13 protein-coding genes are annotated in these 15,655 nt (G+C 67.4%); 11 read left to right on the plus strand and 2 right to left on the minus strand.

The window, feature by feature from the left end; translation table 11 throughout:
• Nucleotides 1–72: 72 nt before the first annotated feature.
• From uvrB to Pla123a_RS02615, 5 genes are all read left to right on the plus strand, one after another.
• Nucleotides 73–2,145 carry an excinuclease ABC subunit UvrB gene (gene uvrB, locus Pla123a_RS02595; RefSeq protein ID WP_146583960.1) on the plus strand — a complete coding sequence of 691 codons (2,073 nt, stop codon included), beginning with the start codon at nt 73–75 and terminating at the stop codon, nt 2,143–2,145.
• Nucleotides 2,146–2,331: 186 nt separating this feature from the next.
• A complete protein-coding gene (locus tag Pla123a_RS02600; protein ID WP_146583961.1) occupies nt 2,332–3,495 on the plus strand; it encodes a carboxypeptidase-like regulatory domain-containing protein in 1,164 nt (387 codons plus the stop codon).
• A gap of 65 nt (nt 3,496–3,560) precedes the next feature.
• On the plus strand, nt 3,561–4,334 hold the full coding sequence (locus Pla123a_RS02605; protein ID WP_146583962.1) for a hypothetical protein: 774 nt from the start codon (nt 3,561–3,563) through the stop codon (nt 4,332–4,334).
• Nucleotides 4,335–4,484: 150 nt separating this feature from the next.
• Nucleotides 4,485–5,027 carry a hypothetical protein gene (locus Pla123a_RS02610; RefSeq protein WP_146583963.1) on the plus strand — a complete coding sequence of 181 codons (543 nt, stop codon included), beginning with the start codon at nt 4,485–4,487 and terminating at the stop codon, nt 5,025–5,027.
• 46 nt (nt 5,028–5,073) lie between these two features.
• On the plus strand, nt 5,074–6,216 hold the full coding sequence (locus Pla123a_RS02615; protein WP_146583964.1) for a M24 family metallopeptidase: 1,143 nt from the start codon (nt 5,074–5,076) through the stop codon (nt 6,214–6,216).
• Nucleotides 6,217–6,343: 127 nt separating this feature from the next.
• On the opposite strand, the gene Pla123a_RS02620 is transcribed toward Pla123a_RS02615, so the two are convergent.
• A complete protein-coding gene (locus tag Pla123a_RS02620; RefSeq protein WP_146583965.1) occupies nt 6,344–7,213 on the minus strand; it encodes a PEP-CTERM sorting domain-containing protein in 870 nt (289 codons plus the stop codon).
• A 373-nt stretch (nt 7,214–7,586) separates the two neighbouring features.
• Here Pla123a_RS02620 and pelA point away from each other — a divergent pair, with 373 nt between their 5' ends.
• On the plus strand, nt 7,587–8,663 hold the full coding sequence (pelA, locus tag Pla123a_RS02625; RefSeq protein ID WP_197527605.1) for a pectate lyase: 1,077 nt from the start codon (nt 7,587–7,589) through the stop codon (nt 8,661–8,663).
• A gap of 16 nt (nt 8,664–8,679) precedes the next feature.
• Here pelA and Pla123a_RS02630 read toward each other — a convergent pair whose 3' ends face one another.
• Nucleotides 8,680–9,096, minus strand: coding sequence for a thioredoxin family protein (locus tag Pla123a_RS02630; protein ID WP_146583967.1), 417 nt, complete (start codon nt 9,094–9,096; stop codon nt 8,680–8,682).
• A 271-nt stretch (nt 9,097–9,367) separates the two neighbouring features.
• Here Pla123a_RS02630 and Pla123a_RS02635 point away from each other — a divergent pair, with 271 nt between their 5' ends.
• From Pla123a_RS02635 to Pla123a_RS02650, 5 genes are all read left to right on the plus strand, one after another.
• The gene (locus tag Pla123a_RS02635; RefSeq protein ID WP_146583968.1) at nt 9,368–10,306 is read left to right on the plus strand and encodes a homocysteine S-methyltransferase family protein; all 939 of its coding nucleotides are present in this window, start codon (nt 9,368–9,370) and stop codon (nt 10,304–10,306) included.
• Nucleotides 10,307–10,348: 42 nt separating this feature from the next.
• A complete protein-coding gene (locus Pla123a_RS24440) occupies nt 10,349–10,489 on the plus strand; it encodes a hypothetical protein (RefSeq protein ID WP_197527606.1) in 141 nt (46 codons plus the stop codon).
• Between the two features lie 91 nt (nt 10,490–10,580).
• On the plus strand, nt 10,581–11,039 hold the full coding sequence (locus tag Pla123a_RS02640; protein ID WP_146583969.1) for a DUF1569 domain-containing protein: 459 nt from the start codon (nt 10,581–10,583) through the stop codon (nt 11,037–11,039).
• Between the two features lie 165 nt (nt 11,040–11,204).
• A complete protein-coding gene (locus tag Pla123a_RS02645) occupies nt 11,205–14,117 on the plus strand; it encodes a PSD1 and planctomycete cytochrome C domain-containing protein (RefSeq protein ID WP_146583970.1) in 2,913 nt (970 codons plus the stop codon).
• A 17-nt stretch (nt 14,118–14,134) separates the two neighbouring features.
• The gene (locus tag Pla123a_RS02650; protein ID WP_146583971.1) at nt 14,135–15,616 is read left to right on the plus strand and encodes a DUF1501 domain-containing protein; all 1,482 of its coding nucleotides are present in this window, start codon (nt 14,135–14,137) and stop codon (nt 15,614–15,616) included.
• Nucleotides 15,617–15,655: the final 39 nt, after the last annotated feature.

Genomic DNA, 15,655 nt, shown 5'->3' on the forward strand with positions numbered 1-15,655 from the left:
AGGGATTCTGGGATTAGGGGTTCCGACCGCCGATCCTCGCCTGCCGCCGCTCCCCCCACGCTCTGGTTCGTCATGCCGCAATTCCAGCTCAGCTCCGAGTTTCAGCCTGCCGGTGACCAGCCGGCCGCTATTGAGAAGCTCACCAAAGAACTCAAGGCGGGCCGCCGCGCGCAGACGCTGATGGGCGTCACCGGCAGCGGCAAGACGTTCACCATGGCGAACGTCATTCAAGAGCTGCAGCGGCCCGCGCTGGTGCTGAGTCACAACAAGACGCTCGCCGCCCAGCTGTACAGCGAGTTCCGCGAGTTCTTCCCCAACAACGCGGTCAGCTACTTCGTCAGCTACTACGACTACTACCAGCCCGAGGCCTACATCCCGCAGCGGGACATCTACATCGAGAAGGACGCGTCGATCAACGAGGAGATCGACCGCATGCGGCTGGCGACCACCAGCAGCCTGGTCAGCCGCCGCGACGTGATTGTCGTGGCGAGCGTGTCGTGCATCTACGGCTTGGGCTCGCCCGAGGACTACAAGGAGATGATGGTCGGCCTTACCGTGGGCGACGTCATCGACCGCGACGAGATGCTCGCGAAGCTGATCGACATCCAGTACGAGCGGAACGACCACGACCCGGCCCGCGGCAAGTTCCGGGTGCGCGGCGACTCGATCGAGATCTGGCCCGCCTACGAGGAGTTCGCCTACCGCATCGAGATGTGGGGCGACGAGATCGAGAAGCTGTCGATCATCAACCCAACCTCGGGCGAGGTGGTCGACCAGCTGCAGAGCATCTACATCTACCCGGCCAAGCACTTCGTGCTGCCCGAGGAGCGGATCGAGAACGCGGTCAACAACATCCGCAAGGAGCTCTCCGGCCGGCTCGAGCTGTTCAAGGAGCAGGGCAAGCTGCTCGAGGCCCAGCGGCTCAATGCCCGCACGCGGTACGACATCGAGATGATGCTCGAGATGGGCTACTGCCCCGGCATCGAGAACTATAGCGGCCCGCTGAGCGGCCGGCCCGCCGGCTCGCCGCCCAACACGCTGTTCGACTTCTTCCCGGACGACTACCTGCTGTTTGTCGACGAGAGCCACGCCACGATCCCTCAGGTCGGCGCGATGTACAACGGCGACCGCGCCCGCAAGACCACGCTGGTCGAGCACGGGTTCCGGCTGCCGAGCGCGCTGGACAACCGGCCGATGAAATTCGACGAGTGGCAGGAGCGGGTCAAGCAGGTGGTGTACGTCAGCGCCACGCCCGCCGACTTCGAGCTCGAGCAGACCGGCGGCGAGGTGGTCGAGCAGATCGTCCGACCGACCGGCCTGTTAGACCCGGTGATCGAGCTCAGCCCGGCCCGCGGCCAGGTGCCGCACCTCCTGGAGCAGGTCCGCGAGCGGGCGGCCAAGAACGAGCGGGTGCTGGTCACGACGCTTACCAAGCGGCTGGCGGAGGACCTGTCGAGCTACCTGTGCGAGCAGGGCGTCTTGTGCAAGTGGCTGCACTCGGAGCTCGACGCGTTCGAGCGGGTCGAGCTGCTGCGGGACCTGCGGCAGGGCAAGTTCGAGGTGCTGGTGGGCGTCAACCTGCTGCGTGAGGGCCTCGACCTGCCGGAGGTGTCGCTGGTGGCGATCCTCGACGCCGACAAGGAGGGCTTCCTCCGGAGTGAGACCTCCCTGATGCAGACCATCGGCCGCGCGGCGCGGAACGTGAACAGCAAGGTCATCATGTACGCCGACAAGGTGACCCGCAGCATGCAGGCCGCCATGGACGAGACCGACCGCCGCCGCAAGGTGCAGCAGGAGTACAACGAGGCCAACGGCATCACGCCGCAGACCATCATCAAGGCGATCCGCGCGGGCATCGAGGGCGAGGCCGCCGCGCACGCCGCCGCCAACGCCGCTGTCGGCCGCTCGGACGAGACCCAGTACATCACCGAGGAGTACATCAACGAGCTCGAGAAGGAGATGTACGAGGCGGCCGACTCGATGGAGTTCGAACGGGCCGCCATCCTCCGCGACCGGATTGATAAAATGCGGGAGAGCATCGGCCAGAGCGTCGCGGCGGTGGAGGACTCGCTCAAGAAGACCGGCAAGAAGGGCCGCGGCCGCACGAAGAAGGCGAAGGTGCCGCGCCCGAAGAAGGGGGTGTGACGGTCAGTCGTCCGTGGTCAGTTGTCAGTTGCAAGCTCTTCTAGCCCACCCAGCCAGGAGTGAGGCGCCAACATTGGCGCCCGATGTGCCAACCTGTTCAGCGACTCTCTCGCCCGCGTGCAGCCGTCCTCCGGGCGGCCGTGCCGACCGCTGCACTCTCAGCCTGATTCCAAAGGAGCCAACACGATGCGACTCCCACCGCGCCTGGCCATTCCCCTCGCGCTCGCCCTGTCTTGCTGTTGGTCGTCGGCAGAGGCGGCGCAACCCGAGAGCAGCGACGCCATGATCCACGGCGGGCTCACCGAGGTCATCGAGCGGCTCGTCAAGATCGAAGAGCGGCTTGACAAGCTGGCCGACGGCCCGAGCGAGTTCACGCCGGTGCAGATCACGGTGGTGGATACGAGCGGCGGCCCGATCCCCGGCGCCAAGGTGCAGCTCAGCGGCGTCCGGGAAGGACGCGAGCTGCAGGTGACGGGCGAATCGACGGCCGACGAACCGGTCGCGTTCTCACGCAGCCTGCCGTACGGCAAGTACCGGATGACGGTGGAGCTGCCCAATGGGTACCGCGTCAATCGGAGGGCGTTTGTCGTTGAGTACGGCGCGAAGATGGCAGTTGAGGTGGTCGCGCCGCCGGCCGACGAGAGCGGGACGCTGGTGCTCCGCTCTAGGATCAGCGCCGAATCAGCAGAGGGGCTGCGATTCGGCGAGCGGCGGACAAGCAGGGGCATTGCCTATACAAAGTCAAATGCGCCAGAACCTTCCGAAGACGGCGGCAGCATGGCCGACTACCCTACCATCGGTGACGGCCTTGCCGAATTGATGGCGGCGGTGAGCATCAGCGTGACCTGCACGCTCGAGCAGCCCGACGGCAGCGAGATTGAGTGGAAGTGGGCGCCGGAGGGGCACAGCCATCAGCCGCTCTACTACGCCACTTCCGACGGACACATGGCGCCGTACGACGGGCTCTTCTCTGGCGGTGAGACCCGCGAGGCGGATGCCGAACGGTTCGAGGACCTCGGTCTGCGTGAGTCGATCCACTACCTGGTGCAGCAGCGGGATGTTCAAACCCAGGATTCCGCAACGATCACGCTGCCGGTGGGCACATTGGTTGTCGAGGTCGACCCGCCGATCGCCCACGCCGAACGGCCGGTCGCCGAGGCCCTGCGGGCGGATTCCAGCGTGGTCGATAAGGTGTGGTTGAACTCAAATCTGGGGAAGAAATCAGAGTGGTGGGGCCGCTTGCTGGGCGAGAATGATTGGGATTTCGGCAATCCCTTCCACGCCGACGCCAAGATTGACCTGAGGGCGGGCGAACAAGCAAATATCACGATCGGTCCTGCGGCCCAGTAGCGGGCTGACGTGATATACTCGGCTCCCTGGTCCGTTTAGTTCTAACCCGCCATCGAGTGATCGCCATGTCCATGCCAACCGACAACCCCAACGCCTACGACGCGCCCGAAGCCCCGCCCGAGAAGAAGCCCAAGGGCTGCATGTTCTGGGGCTGCCTGATTGTCGGCATCGGCGGGGTGCTGATGCTGCTGCTCTTGGTGGGCGGCGGGTTCGGCGCGTACTTCTGGGCGAAGGGGCAGATCGAGCAGTATACCTCGACCGAGCCGGCCGAGATCCCGGTTTCCGAAGCGACCGACGAAGAGATCGCCGAGATCCAGGCACGCGTCGACGCGTTGCAGCAGGCGGTCGAGAACGATCAGCCGGCCGCCCAGAACGAGGTGGTGCTCACCGCCGACGACATCAACGCCCTGATCGCCAGCAACCAGGACATGAAGGGCAAGGTCTACGTGACCATCGAGAACGGCGAGGTCACGGGCGACGTCAGCATGCCGCTCGACGACCTGCCGATGGGCAAGGGCCGCTTCCTGAACGCCAAGGTCACGCTGAACGCCAGCTACGAGGACGGCGTGCCGATCGTCACACTCAAGGGGGGCTCGGTGAAGGGCCAGCCGCTGCCGCAGCAATTCATCGACGCGCTCGCCAATGAGAACCTGGCCAAGGACCTGCTGAAGGACCCGAAGGTCGCCGAGAAGCTCCGCAAGTTCGACAGCATCAAGGTCGAAGGCGACAAGATCATCCTGAGGCTCAAGGAGCCGGCGGACGGCGAGGCGCCGGCGGGCGCAGAGGGGCCGGCAGCAGGAGAAACGGCTGAGCCCGTCGGGGCGGGCGCGGCGGAATAGTACGGCCGCGCCTGCTAATTAGAAGCCGACGCATCCGTTTTTTCTCCGGACGTCGATCGTGATTACAATCGCGGTTGGTTTCGGCAGTACGGTAATCGGGGGCGGAGAATGCAGATTCTCAGGCGTGCTTGCATTGTGTTGGCGGCTGCGTTGGCGCTGATCGCGGCGGGCGCCTCGGTGGCCCACGCCGAGATGCTCCGTTTCGCCTTCGACGACATCGCCGGCGACCCGCGTGACAACTTCGACGTGACACGGGTCGAAGTGACATTCGACAACCAGACGGGCGACTACACGATCGTGGCCGAGTCGACCGCCGAGCACCCGTTTTCGGGTTCTCACCGCTTGTACCTCAGCGTCTTCAACCCCGACACGACGGCTACCTCTACCACTTTCGGTGTTGGCCGCTATAGCTTTAGTTCGCCAACCCCGACCACTCGACAAGAACGCTCCGGCATTTCGTCCGATCTGGTGGGCTGGATGGCGGGCGAGCGGGTCGCCAGCTACGACTTGTTCGGCTCAGCCAGCAGTGACATCGTTTATTCCGTGCTCGGTGGGAACCGAGGTGGCTTCAATAATTCCGACGAAATCCGTGACGACACGGTGATCGTTCGGGCGCCAGTCCCGGAGCCGGCGGTCTTGGCAGTGCTGCCATGGTGCGGGGTGCTTCTTTTTGGCTCACGGCGTTCGCGGTGAGGTTGGCCTCGTTGTTCAGCGTTGGCGTCTGACTTATCTTGGAAGGATGAGCCAACCAACGCCGATCGCTCCTGCGGAATACCAATTACGCCTCGCCAAGGCGCAGCGTCTGCTGGCCGAGCACAACCTCGACGCGCTCTTGCTGCCGGCCGGGACGAGCCTGCGGTACTTTACGGGCGTTGCCTGGGGATTGAGCGAGCGTTTCCTCGGCGCGGTGCTGCCGCGGGAGGGGGAGCTGGTTTACGTCGCGCCGGCGTTCGAGGAACCCAAGGTGCGCGAGCTGCTCGTACTCGACGGGCCGCTCGCAGTCTGGGAGGAGCACGACTCGCCGTTCGAGCTGGTCGCTCGTTTGCTAAAGGAGCAGAACGCCGGCCGGGTAGCAGTTGAGGGCACGACACCGTTCTTCATGGGCGAGGCGCTCCGCCAAGCCGCGCCGAGCGTCGAGCTGGTCGACGCCGCGCCGGTGGTCGACGGCTGCCGGATGCAGAAGTCGGCGGCCGAGGTCGCCATCATCGAGCACGCGATGGGCGTGACACTCGACATCCACCGCCGCGTGCGCGATCGGCTCGCGGTCGGGGTGACCAACACCGAGATCGCCCGCTGGATCGACGCCGAGCACCGGGCGGCGGGCGCCGACAACGGGTCAACGTTCGCGATCGTGGCGTTCGGCGAGTCGACGGCGTTCCCGCACGGGCCCAAGGGGGAGCAGCGGCTCGCGGAGGGCGACACCGTGCTGGTCGACACCGGCTGCACCTTTGATGGCTACCACTCGGATTTAACTCGGACTTATGTGTTTGGCGAGCCGACCGCTCGGCAGCGGCAGATCTGGGAGATCGAGCGCGAGGCGCAGGCCGCGGCGTTCGCGGCCGCCCAGCCCGGCGCGCCGTGCGAGGCGGTCGACGCGGCCGCCAGGGCGGTGCTCGAGCGGCACGGGCTCGGGCCCGACTACCAGACGCCCGGCCTGCCGCACCGCACGGGGCACGGGCTGGGGATGGACATCCACGAGGCGCCGTACCTGGTCCGCGGCAACCAGACGCCGCTGGCCGAGGGGATGGTCGGCAGCATCGAGCCGATGATCTGCGTCTACGGCGAGCTCGGCGTGCGGCTCGAGGACCACTTTGTGGTGACGCCCGCCGGGCCACGCTGGCTCAGCGAGCCTTCGGCGTCGCTCGACCGACCGTTTGGGTAGGGCCGCCGGCCGTGGATCACTGCGGTCTGGTTTCTTGGCGTTGGGGTTAGGTCGGCGCACAAAGAAAGCCGGCGGCCCCAAAGGACCGCCGGCCCGAGTCGAATAGCTCGTTCTCTCTTGTCGACCGTTAGCGGCGGCGACGTCCCACCAGGCCACAGACGGCCAGGCCGGCCAGGCACAGGGCCGCCGGCTCGGGCACCACGCGGGTGCCGCTCATGTCGGCGTAGGTGGTGCCGATGCGGATCTCGTCGACCAGCAGCTGGCCGGCGGGGCGGCCGCTGCTGGTGTCGCCAATGAACGGCCGCAGCGAGTCGATGCCGGAGTAGTCGGCGGCGTCGATCGCCGAGGCGTCCGCCGTGCCGAGGGTCGGCTCGACATTAGGATCGGGGTCGATCCACAGGTAGGCATTGTCGTTGACGGTCTCGTCGCCGATGTGGTCAATCCGGATCACGCCCCAGTGGAGTTCGCTGTAGGGAGCGTTCGGCGCGCCCTGGCGGAGGCCGCCGCTGCCGAGCGGGATGATCGACCATTCGTCGGCGGTGGCGTTGGAGGAGTTGCCCATCGCCAGGCGTTCTGAGCCGCTGTCGAACAGGCTCACGTTTACGCCACGCGGGTAGGGGTTGGTGCCAAACGCCGGCGGGTCCTGGACGTCGCCGATCCGCTGACCGATGTAGCTGTACCAGGTGGTGGCGCCGTCCGAAGAGTCGAGCTCGGCGAAGTCGCGGAAAATCGTGTAGGTGCCGTTTTCGCCAGAGAGCAAGGCGTGGCCGCCCGAGGTGGGCAGTCCGGCTGGGCCGGCTAGGCTGCCGGCCAGGATGGTTCCGCCGGCGGCGCCGGCGTCGCGCCACGCGCTGGTGAACCCGCCGCCGCCGTTCTGCCCGTTGAGGGCTTCGTTTTCGTTGTAGTCAAACGGCTCGTAGGCGACGAGCTCGGCGGAGGCCGAGCCGGCCGCCAGCATCGCCGCGAACAGCGTCAGTGAAAAAGCAAATCGAGACATGAGCAGACAATCCTCCCAGGGGAACAGAAAACATGCCGCCACCTGCGCCGGAGTGGAACGCGCCGACAACTAATTGGTGGCCGCTAGACAAGGTTGATGAGTTGCATTGCGAGCCGGTCGAAACGCGTGCACGGCCGGCCGCACGAGTAGTCTAAACGGCCGCGGGCACGAATAGCGACCCTTCGGGCAGCCGAATCTGCCCGGTAATAGGACATTTGCAAACAGGGGCGCCGCCGGTGCATCTCGGCGTCCCTGTATGGTCGGCCGGCGACGAATGGTCCGCGACAAAAAGGGGCCGCGACAACGGGGCGGCGGCGGATCGCAGTCCGCGATAGAATCGGTGTCGTGTCCTCGCCGCCGACTGGAGCTTGTCTTGGCCCGCATCGCACTGCTGTCTGCATTGATTGGCCTGGCGCCGCTCGCGTTGATTTCGCCGTTGGCCAGCGGGGCGGGCGCTTCTTGGCGGAGCGTGCTGTCGCAGCCGCGGCAGTGGTACGCGTCCGCCGAGGCAGAGCGGATCGCGGACAACGTGCTCGCCTACCAGCACCCCAACGGCGGCTGGCCCAAGAACATCGACAAGGCCCGGGTGCTCAGTGACGCAGAACTCACCGCCGTGCGTCGCGACGCGCCCCGCGGTCAGACGATCATCGACAACGGCGCCACGCACACCGAGGTCCGCTTCTTAGCGCGGGTGTCCGCCGCCACCGGCCGCCCCGCGTACCGCGACGCCGCGCTGCGGGGCGTCGACTTCCTGCTCGACGCCCAGTACCCCGGCGGCGGCTGGCCGATGATCTACCCGCTGCGGCGTGGCTACTACACGCACATCACCTACAACGACGGCGCCATGGTCGGCGTGCTCCGCGCCCTCCGCGACGCCGCCGCCGGCGAGGACGAGTGGTCCTTCGTCGACAGCGCCCGCCGCGCCCGCGCAGCCGACGCGGTCGAGCGCGGCGTGCAGACGATCCTCGCCACGCAGATCCGGGTCGACGGGAAGCTGACCGCGTGGTGCGCCCAGCACGACGAGCACACCCTGGCGCCGGCGAAGGCCCGGGCGTACGAGCTGCCCTCGATCAGCGGCCAGGAGAGCGTCGGCATCGTGGAGTTCTTGATGGAGATCCCCGAGCCGAGCGATGACGTCGTCGAGGCGGTCGAGTCGGCGGTCGACTGGTTCCGCCGCTCGAAGGTCGAGGGGGTGCGTGTCGAGCGGACGCGTCGGCCCCGCAACAGCGTGCTGGTCGAAGACCCGGACGCCCGGCCGCTGTGGGCCCGCTTCTACGACATCCCGACCAACCGCCCGATGTACGTCGGCCGCGACGGCGTGCCGCTTGACGGCTACAACGAGCTAGAGCTCGAGCGCCGCCTCGGCTACAGCTACCTCGGCCCCTACGCCGAGCGGCTGTTGGCGAAGAGCTACCCGCGGTGGCGCGAGCGGGTCATGGGCGACGAATAGTCCGTTTGGCGTCTGACTACGGCGACAGCAACTCGGCGATCTCGCCCTTGTCGAGCCCCGCGGCGACGCGGTGCACGACCACGCCGTTGTCGAGCGTGATGAAAGTCGGCGTGGCGTTGATCTGGTAGCGGCTCGAAAGCTCTCGATTTGTAAGCGTGTTGATCGAACGGATCTTGTAGCCCTGAGCCTGCAGCGTGCGGACCCGCCGCTGGGTCTTGACGCTCACCGGGCAGTTGGGGCGCCAGAAGTGCAAGAGCTCGAGGGATTCGCCGCAGGCGGGACGCGCGTAATCAATGCGGGGCAGATCGCACTGCTGGCCGCACGAATAAGGGTTCTCGCGGAGCTGTTTGCCGACGAGGCCGCCAAACTCCTCCGCCAGCGGGGGGCCGGCCACCGCCAGGGCGGCGACGATCGCAAAGCTATGCCAGTTCATCGGGGGCCTCTTGGGGGCTCGTCCTGCGGTATCGGCGGGTGTCCAACGCAAGCATAGCCCGCCCGCCGGCTAGCCGGACGGGGCGTTGGTGCGGGCGCTAAAACTTTGGCGAAAACGACTTTTCACGGTAGAAACAGGCATCGCCTCGGCGTTTCTACGCCGCCTGACGTGCGGGCTGTCAGAAGAAGTGTCCGTACGGCCTGTAACGCCGCCGTCGCGCCGCCGTAGGAGCGGGTACCGGAACAGAAGCTCTCTAACTACGAGGCCCACGATGCCCCAACACCGCCACGCGTTGCCGCAGCTCAACAACCAAACCGTAATCACTGACGGCGGGATGGAGACCGTCCTGCTGTTTCAGAAGGGGTTCGAGCTCCCCGATTTCTGTGCGTTCCCGCTGCTCCGCACCGAAGAGGGGAGGGCGGCCCTGGCCGAGTACCTGACCGACTACCTAACGATCGCCCGCCGGCACGGCGTAACGCTGCTGCTGGAGAGCAACACCTGGCGGGCGCACTCCGATTGGGTGACGAAGCTCGGCTTCCACGAGTCCGACGCGGCCGACCTAAACAACGAGGCGATCGACCTGCTCGTCTCGGCCCGCGAGGCGAACCCGGACGTGCGGACCGTGATTAGCGGCTGCATCGGTCCGCGGGGCGACGGCTACGTGCCGTCCAGCGCAATGTCTGCCGATCAGGCGCACGGCTATCACCGTGCCCAGGTAGAAACCCTCGCCCGCAGCGAGGCCGACTTAATATCCGCGCTGACGCTCAACTACACCGACGAGGCGATCGGACTGGCCCGGGCCGCGGGCGAGGCCGACATGCCGTGCGCGATCTCGTTCACCGTGGAGACCGACGGCCGGCTGCCGACCGGGCAGCCGCTCGGCGAGGCGATCGAGCAGTGCGACGCGTCGTGCCCGCAGCCGCCGGCCTACTACATGATCAACTGCGCGCACCCGACGCACTTTGCCCATCTGGCGGACGAGGGCGCGCCGTGGCTGGAGCGGGTGGGCGGGCTCCGCGCCAACGCGTCGACCAAGAGCCACGCCGAGCTGGACGAGATGGCCGAGCTCGACGAGGGCGACCCGGCGGACCTGGGCGCTCGTGTCGGCGCGTTCCGCCGCCGGATGCCGTCGCTCAATGTGGTGGGCGGTTGCTGCGGGACCGACCACCGCCACATCGCGTCGATCGCGGCGGCCTGCTGCGATTGCTGACCCGACCGGCGCCGCTTGCCGCCGCGTCGGAGGGAGAACCGGATGCACGGTGCATGGAAGGTTCGGTCGAGTGCCGGTCGTGCATGGTCGATCAACACCGCCGAGGGAACGACCGCCGCCCCGATCGGCGCCTTCGACTACAGCTCGCACAAGGTCCCGTTCGGAACCTCCGTCTCGCTTTAGTCGGCGACGCACCCTTGCCAGCGGGATAATGGTCCGGCGATAACGTTGGGAGACTGTCGCAGACGCGATCGACTTCCACCGCAGGGGACCCATGGGCAAACGCAAGCTTTCGTTCGGCTCGCTCGACGAGGCCGCCGACGAGATCCGCCGGCTCCGCGACGGCGGCTATCAGCCGCTGGTCAAGTGGAACCTGAGTGAGTGCTGTGAGCACCTCGACAAGACGATGCAGGCCGGCATGACCGGCAGCATCAAGCCGCTGCCGTGGGTCCTCCGCGCGACCGTGTTCCGCGCAATGACCGAGGCAATCATGGCGATCGGCAGGATGCCGGGCGGCGCTCCGGCGCCACCCGAGATTGCGCCCCAGGAGCACGCCGAGGACGAACCGGCCGTGATCGATGCGTGCCTGGCGACGCTCGATCGCGCCGCCGCGTTCCAGGACCCGCTGCCGACACACATGTTTAGCACCGGCATGAACGCCCGCAAGTGGAAGCGGCTGATGTGCGTCCACGCCGCGCACCACCTGGGTAATCTGCAGCCGAAGCAGGGCTGATTGCGGGCGCCGCGAGCGAATCCGTCGTTCCTCGTGATTTGTCGGTCAAATTGCGTGCGGGCCAATATCTCTTCTTTAGGCCCAAGCTTGGATCTGCGTCGCGGCTCCTCTTATAATTGAGGCCGGCGATTCGCCACGCTCGTGCCACCCCTGCCTCGGATCGGTATGCCCCGCCGCTGCGTCCATCGCGTGATCTCGACCGCCTGCGTGCTCGGTGCGTTGTCGGCGTGCGTGCCGACCGTATCTGCGGACGAGCCGATCGAGTTCAACGAGCACATCCGGCCGATCTTCGTGGAGCACTGCGCCGGCTGCCACGGCGGGCCGAAGCAGGCGGGGGGCGTGTCGTTCTTGTACCGCCGCGACGTCCTGTCCGAGGGCGACAGCGGCCAACCGGTCGTCACGCCGGGCGACCCCGAGGCCTCGCACCTGATCGAGCGCGTCACCGAGCCCGACAACGACTTCCGCATGCCCCCCAAGGAGCACGGCCCGCGGCTGACCGACCACGAGATCGGGCTGCTGAGGGAGTGGGTCCGGCAGGGCGCGGCGTGGCAAGAGCACTGGTCGTTCGTGAAGCCAGAGCGTCCCGATCGGCCCGCGGTTGTGCACGACGAGTGGCCGCTCCACGAGCTCGACTACCACGTGCTGGCGAGGCTCGAACGGGAGGGCCTCGCGCCGTCGCCGCTGGCGCCGCGTGAGCAGTGGCTCCGCCGCGTGACGTTCGATTTGACCGGCCTGCCGCCGACCGAGGCCCAGCGTGACGCGTACCTGGCCGACGACGCGGCGGGCGCCGAAGAGCGGGTGGTCGAGCGGCTGCTCGAATCGCCGCGGTTCGGCGAACGCTGGGCGGCGATGTGGATGGACCTCGGCCGCTACGCCGACACCATGGGCTACGAGAAGGACCTGGGCCGCACGATGTGGCCGTGGCGCGATTGGCTGATCCGTGCGCTCAACGCCGACCTGCCGTACGACCAGTTTGTCGTCAAGCAACTGGCCGGCGACCTGCTCCCCAACCCGACCCTCGACGACCGACTCGCCACGGCGCTGCACCGGAACACGCAGACCAACACCGAGGGCGGCACCGACGACGAGGAGTTTCGCCTGGCCGCGGTGATCGACCGCGTCAACACGACCTGGCAGGTGTTCCAGGCCCAGACCTTCGGCTGCGTGCAGTGCCACACGCACCCGTACGACCCGATCGAGCACCACGAATATTACGAGTTCGTAGCGATCTTCAACAACACCCGCGACGCGGACTTTGATGACGAGCAGCCGCTGCTGCGTGTTCCGGCGGACCCCGCGGACAAACCAGAGCTGACTGCACTCGACGACGAAGCGTCGCGGCTGCACCGCAAGTTGCACGTCGGTGTGCTCGATATCGCAGGCGACGATTCGCAGTGGCAGCCGCTGGCGATCGCCAGCGCCGCCGCCAACAACGGCTCGCAGCTGGTAGTGAAGCGACACGATGGCCGCGACGAGGTTTGGACCCGAGGCACGATTGCCAGCGGCACGGACTTCACGCTGCAGGCGGCTCCGTCGGGCGATCTCGCGTCGCCGATTACTGCGCTGCGGATCGACGCCCTGCCGAAGGACGCTGAACAGGCGTTGCGGATCCCTGAGGATGGGTTCGTGGTGACGCGCCTCTCGCTGCAGGTCATTGCGGCCGACGGGAGCAAGCTGCGGGAGGTAGAGGTCCGCTCTGTGTTCTGCGATGAGCCCGAGCCGATGTTCGATCCGCGTGAGAGCCTTCGCGACAGCACCGACGGCTGGGCGGCGTACACCAAGCTCTTCCGGCGCCGCTGGGCCGTGTTCGTTCTCGCCGAGCCGCTGGAACTGCCCCCCAACGCCCGGCTGCAGATCACGCTCGACCACGACCGCGAGGGCTCGGGCCAGACGCCGTTGGTGCTGGGGCGTTCCCGCTTTAGCATCAGCACCAGCCAGCAGTGGGGGCGGTTGCAGCAGGACCCAAAGTTCGTCGCCTCGCTGCAGCGGCTCGATGAGATCGCCAACCAAGCCAAGCAGATCGCCTGCGCCCGCGTGCCGGTGATGCAGCAGCGTGACCCGCGTGCGGCGCGGAACACCTACACTTTTGTCCGCGGCAACTGGCTGGAACGCGGCGAGCAGGTGCGGCCCGGCACGCCCGACTCGCTGCCGCCGCTCCCAACCGACAACGGCGGCAACCGGCTCGACATGGCCCACTGGATCGCCTCGCCCGAGAACCCGCTGACCGCTCGCACGCTGGTCAACCGGGTGTGGGAGCAGCTATTTGGGCTCGGCGTCGTCGAGACGGTCGAGGACCTCGGCGCGAGCGGCGCCGAGCCGTCCAACCAGCCGCTGCTCGACCTGCTGGCGACCCAACTGCAGGGCGAGATGCACTGGAGCTTCAAGTCGCTGCTGAGAGAGATCGTCCTTTCGGCGACCTACCGTCAGGACTCCCGTGTCAGTGCGGAGCTTGCCGAGCGCGACCCGCGGAACACGCTGCTCGCCCGCGGCCCGCGCACGCGACTGCAGGCCGAGATGGTCCGTGACCAGGCGCTGTTGCTGTCGGGCCGGCTGTGCGACAAGCCGTTCGGCCCGCCGGTGATGCCCTACCAGCCTGACGGTGTGTGGCGGTCGGTCTACAGCGGCGCGGCGTGGGAGACCTCGCCCGGCGAGGACCGCTTCCGCCGCGCGGTCTACACTTACTGGAAGCGGACCAGCGCGTACCCCAGCCTGATGGCGTTCGACATGACCAGCCGCGAGGTCTGCACCCCGCGCCGGCTGACCACCAACACGCCGCTGCAGGCGCTCGTCACGCTCAACGACCCGGCGTACGTCGAGCTGGCCCAGGCGTTGGGCGAGCGGATGACGCAACACGGCAAGGCTCCCGCCGAGCAGATCGCCTGGGCGTACCGGCTGGCGGTCGGTATGCCGGCGGCCGACCAGAGCGTTCGTGAATTGCTCGACCTGTACCACGCGGCGGAAGAGAGCTACCGGCAAGACCCCGCGGAAGCCGCTCACCTCGGCGGCGACGCGGCGGCCTTCGCCCGCACGGTCCTGGCCAACGCCATCCTGAACCTCGACGCCTCGATGACCAAGTAGGCGATAGCGAACCCAGCATGAACCTCGCTCAACAGCTGCAACGCGACCAGCTCCAACGCCAGACCCGGCGGACGTTCCTCAGCGAAGGGATGGCCGGGCTGGGTGCGTTGTGGCTCGGCGGCCAGCTCACGCAGCCAGCCTACGCTGGCGGCGGCGCGATCGAGATCGACCGGGCGCAGCCGCAGGTCCCCCGCCGGCCGCACTTTGCCCCGCGCGCCAAGAGCGTGATCTACCTGCACATGGCCGGCGCGCCGAGCCAGTTCGAGCTGTTCTGCCACAAGCCCGACCTGCAGCGGCTCAACGGCCGCGACTGCCCCCAGGAGTTCCTCGAGGGCAAACGCTTCGCCTTCATCCAGGGGACGCCGCAGCTGCTCGGCTCGTACTACCCCTACCACCAGTCGGGCGAGAGCGGCGCGTGGGTCAGCGACCGGCTGCCGCACTTCGAGCGGGTGATGGACAAGGTCTGCTTCGTGCACACGATGCGGACCGACCAGTTCAACCACGCGCCGGCGCAGCTCTTGATGCAGACCGGCGACCAGCGCCTCGGCTACGGCTCGATTGGCTCGTGGGTGACCTATGGCCTGGGGAGTGAGAACCAGGACCTGCCCGGCTTTGTGGTGCTGGTCTCTGGCGGCAAGTTCCCCAGCGCCGGCAAGAGCGTGTGGGGATCGGGCTTCCTGCCGTCGGTCTACCAGGGCGTGCAGTGCCGCTCGCAGGGCGACCCGGTGCTGTTCCTCTCGAACCCGGACGGGCTGAGCCAGGGACTGCGGGGCCGCATGATCCAGGCGATCAACCGCGTCAACCGCCGCACCCACGACGAGCTCGGCGACCCCGAGACCGTCACCCGCATCGCCCAGTACGAGATGGCGTACCGCATGCAGATGGCCGCCACGGATGCGATGGACATCCACCGCGAGACAACCGCCACCAAAGCGTCGTACGGCGTCGAACCGGGCGCGGAGAGCTTCGCCAACAACTGCCTGCTCGCGCGGCGACTGGTCGAACGCGGCGTGCGGTACGTGCAGCTCTACGACTGGGGCTGGGACTCGCACGGAGCCGCCCAGAGCGAGGCCCTCAACGGCGGCTTCGCCGGCAAGTGCCGCGACATCGATCAACCGATTGCTGCTCTGCTCAACGACCTCGAGCAGCGCGGCCTGCTGGACGAGACCCTCGTCGTGTGGGGCGGCGAGTTCGGACGCACGCCGATGCGCGAAAACCGCGGCGGCCGCGAGATGCGTTTCGTCGGACGCGACCACCACCCGCACGCCTTCACTATTTGGATGGCGGGCGGCGGCGTGAAGGCCGGCACGCACATCGGCGAGACCGACCCCATCGGCTACGAGCCGATCACCGAGCCGATCCAGGTCCGTGATCTGCACGCCACGATGCTGCACCTGCTGGGACTCGACCACCGCAAGCTGATCTACCCGCACCAGGGGCTCAACCAGAAGCTCACCGGGGTGAAGCCGTCGCGCGTGGTCGACGAGATCCTGGCGTGACGCCGTTGTCGGGCGCCGTTGGGGCGACCAACCTTGGGC

Source organism: Posidoniimonas polymericola (assembly GCF_007859935.1).
In the GTDB taxonomy this organism is placed as follows: Bacteria; Planctomycetota; Planctomycetia; order Pirellulales; family Lacipirellulaceae; genus Posidoniimonas; species Posidoniimonas polymericola.

Bases quoted from the DNA above. Each gene is read 5' to 3' on its own strand.
- uvrB (WP_146583960.1), top strand. From the start codon at position 73: ATGCCGCAATTCCAGCTCAGCTCCGAGTTTCAGCCTGCCGGTGACCAG.
- Pla123a_RS02600 (WP_146583961.1), top strand. From the start codon at position 2,332: ATGCGACTCCCACCGCGCCTGGCCATTCCCCTCGCGCTCGCCCTGTCT.
- Pla123a_RS02605 (WP_146583962.1), top strand. From the start codon at position 3,561: ATGTCCATGCCAACCGACAACCCCAACGCCTACGACGCGCCCGAAGCC.
- Pla123a_RS02615 (WP_146583964.1), top strand. From the start codon at position 5,074: ATGAGCCAACCAACGCCGATCGCTCCTGCGGAATACCAATTACGCCTC.
- Pla123a_RS02620 (WP_146583965.1), bottom strand. From the start codon at position 7,213: ATGTCTCGATTTGCTTTTTCACTGACGCTGTTCGCGGCGATGCTGGCG.
- Pla123a_RS02630 (WP_146583967.1), bottom strand. From the start codon at position 9,096: ATGAACTGGCATAGCTTTGCGATCGTCGCCGCCCTGGCGGTGGCCGGC.
- Pla123a_RS02635 (WP_146583968.1), top strand. From the start codon at position 9,368: ATGCCCCAACACCGCCACGCGTTGCCGCAGCTCAACAACCAAACCGTA.
- Pla123a_RS24440 (WP_197527606.1), top strand. From the start codon at position 10,349: ATGCACGGTGCATGGAAGGTTCGGTCGAGTGCCGGTCGTGCATGGTCG.
- Pla123a_RS02640 (WP_146583969.1), top strand. From the start codon at position 10,581: ATGGGCAAACGCAAGCTTTCGTTCGGCTCGCTCGACGAGGCCGCCGAC.
- Pla123a_RS02645 (WP_146583970.1), top strand. From the start codon at position 11,205: ATGCCCCGCCGCTGCGTCCATCGCGTGATCTCGACCGCCTGCGTGCTC.
- Pla123a_RS02650 (WP_146583971.1), top strand. From the start codon at position 14,135: ATGAACCTCGCTCAACAGCTGCAACGCGACCAGCTCCAACGCCAGACC.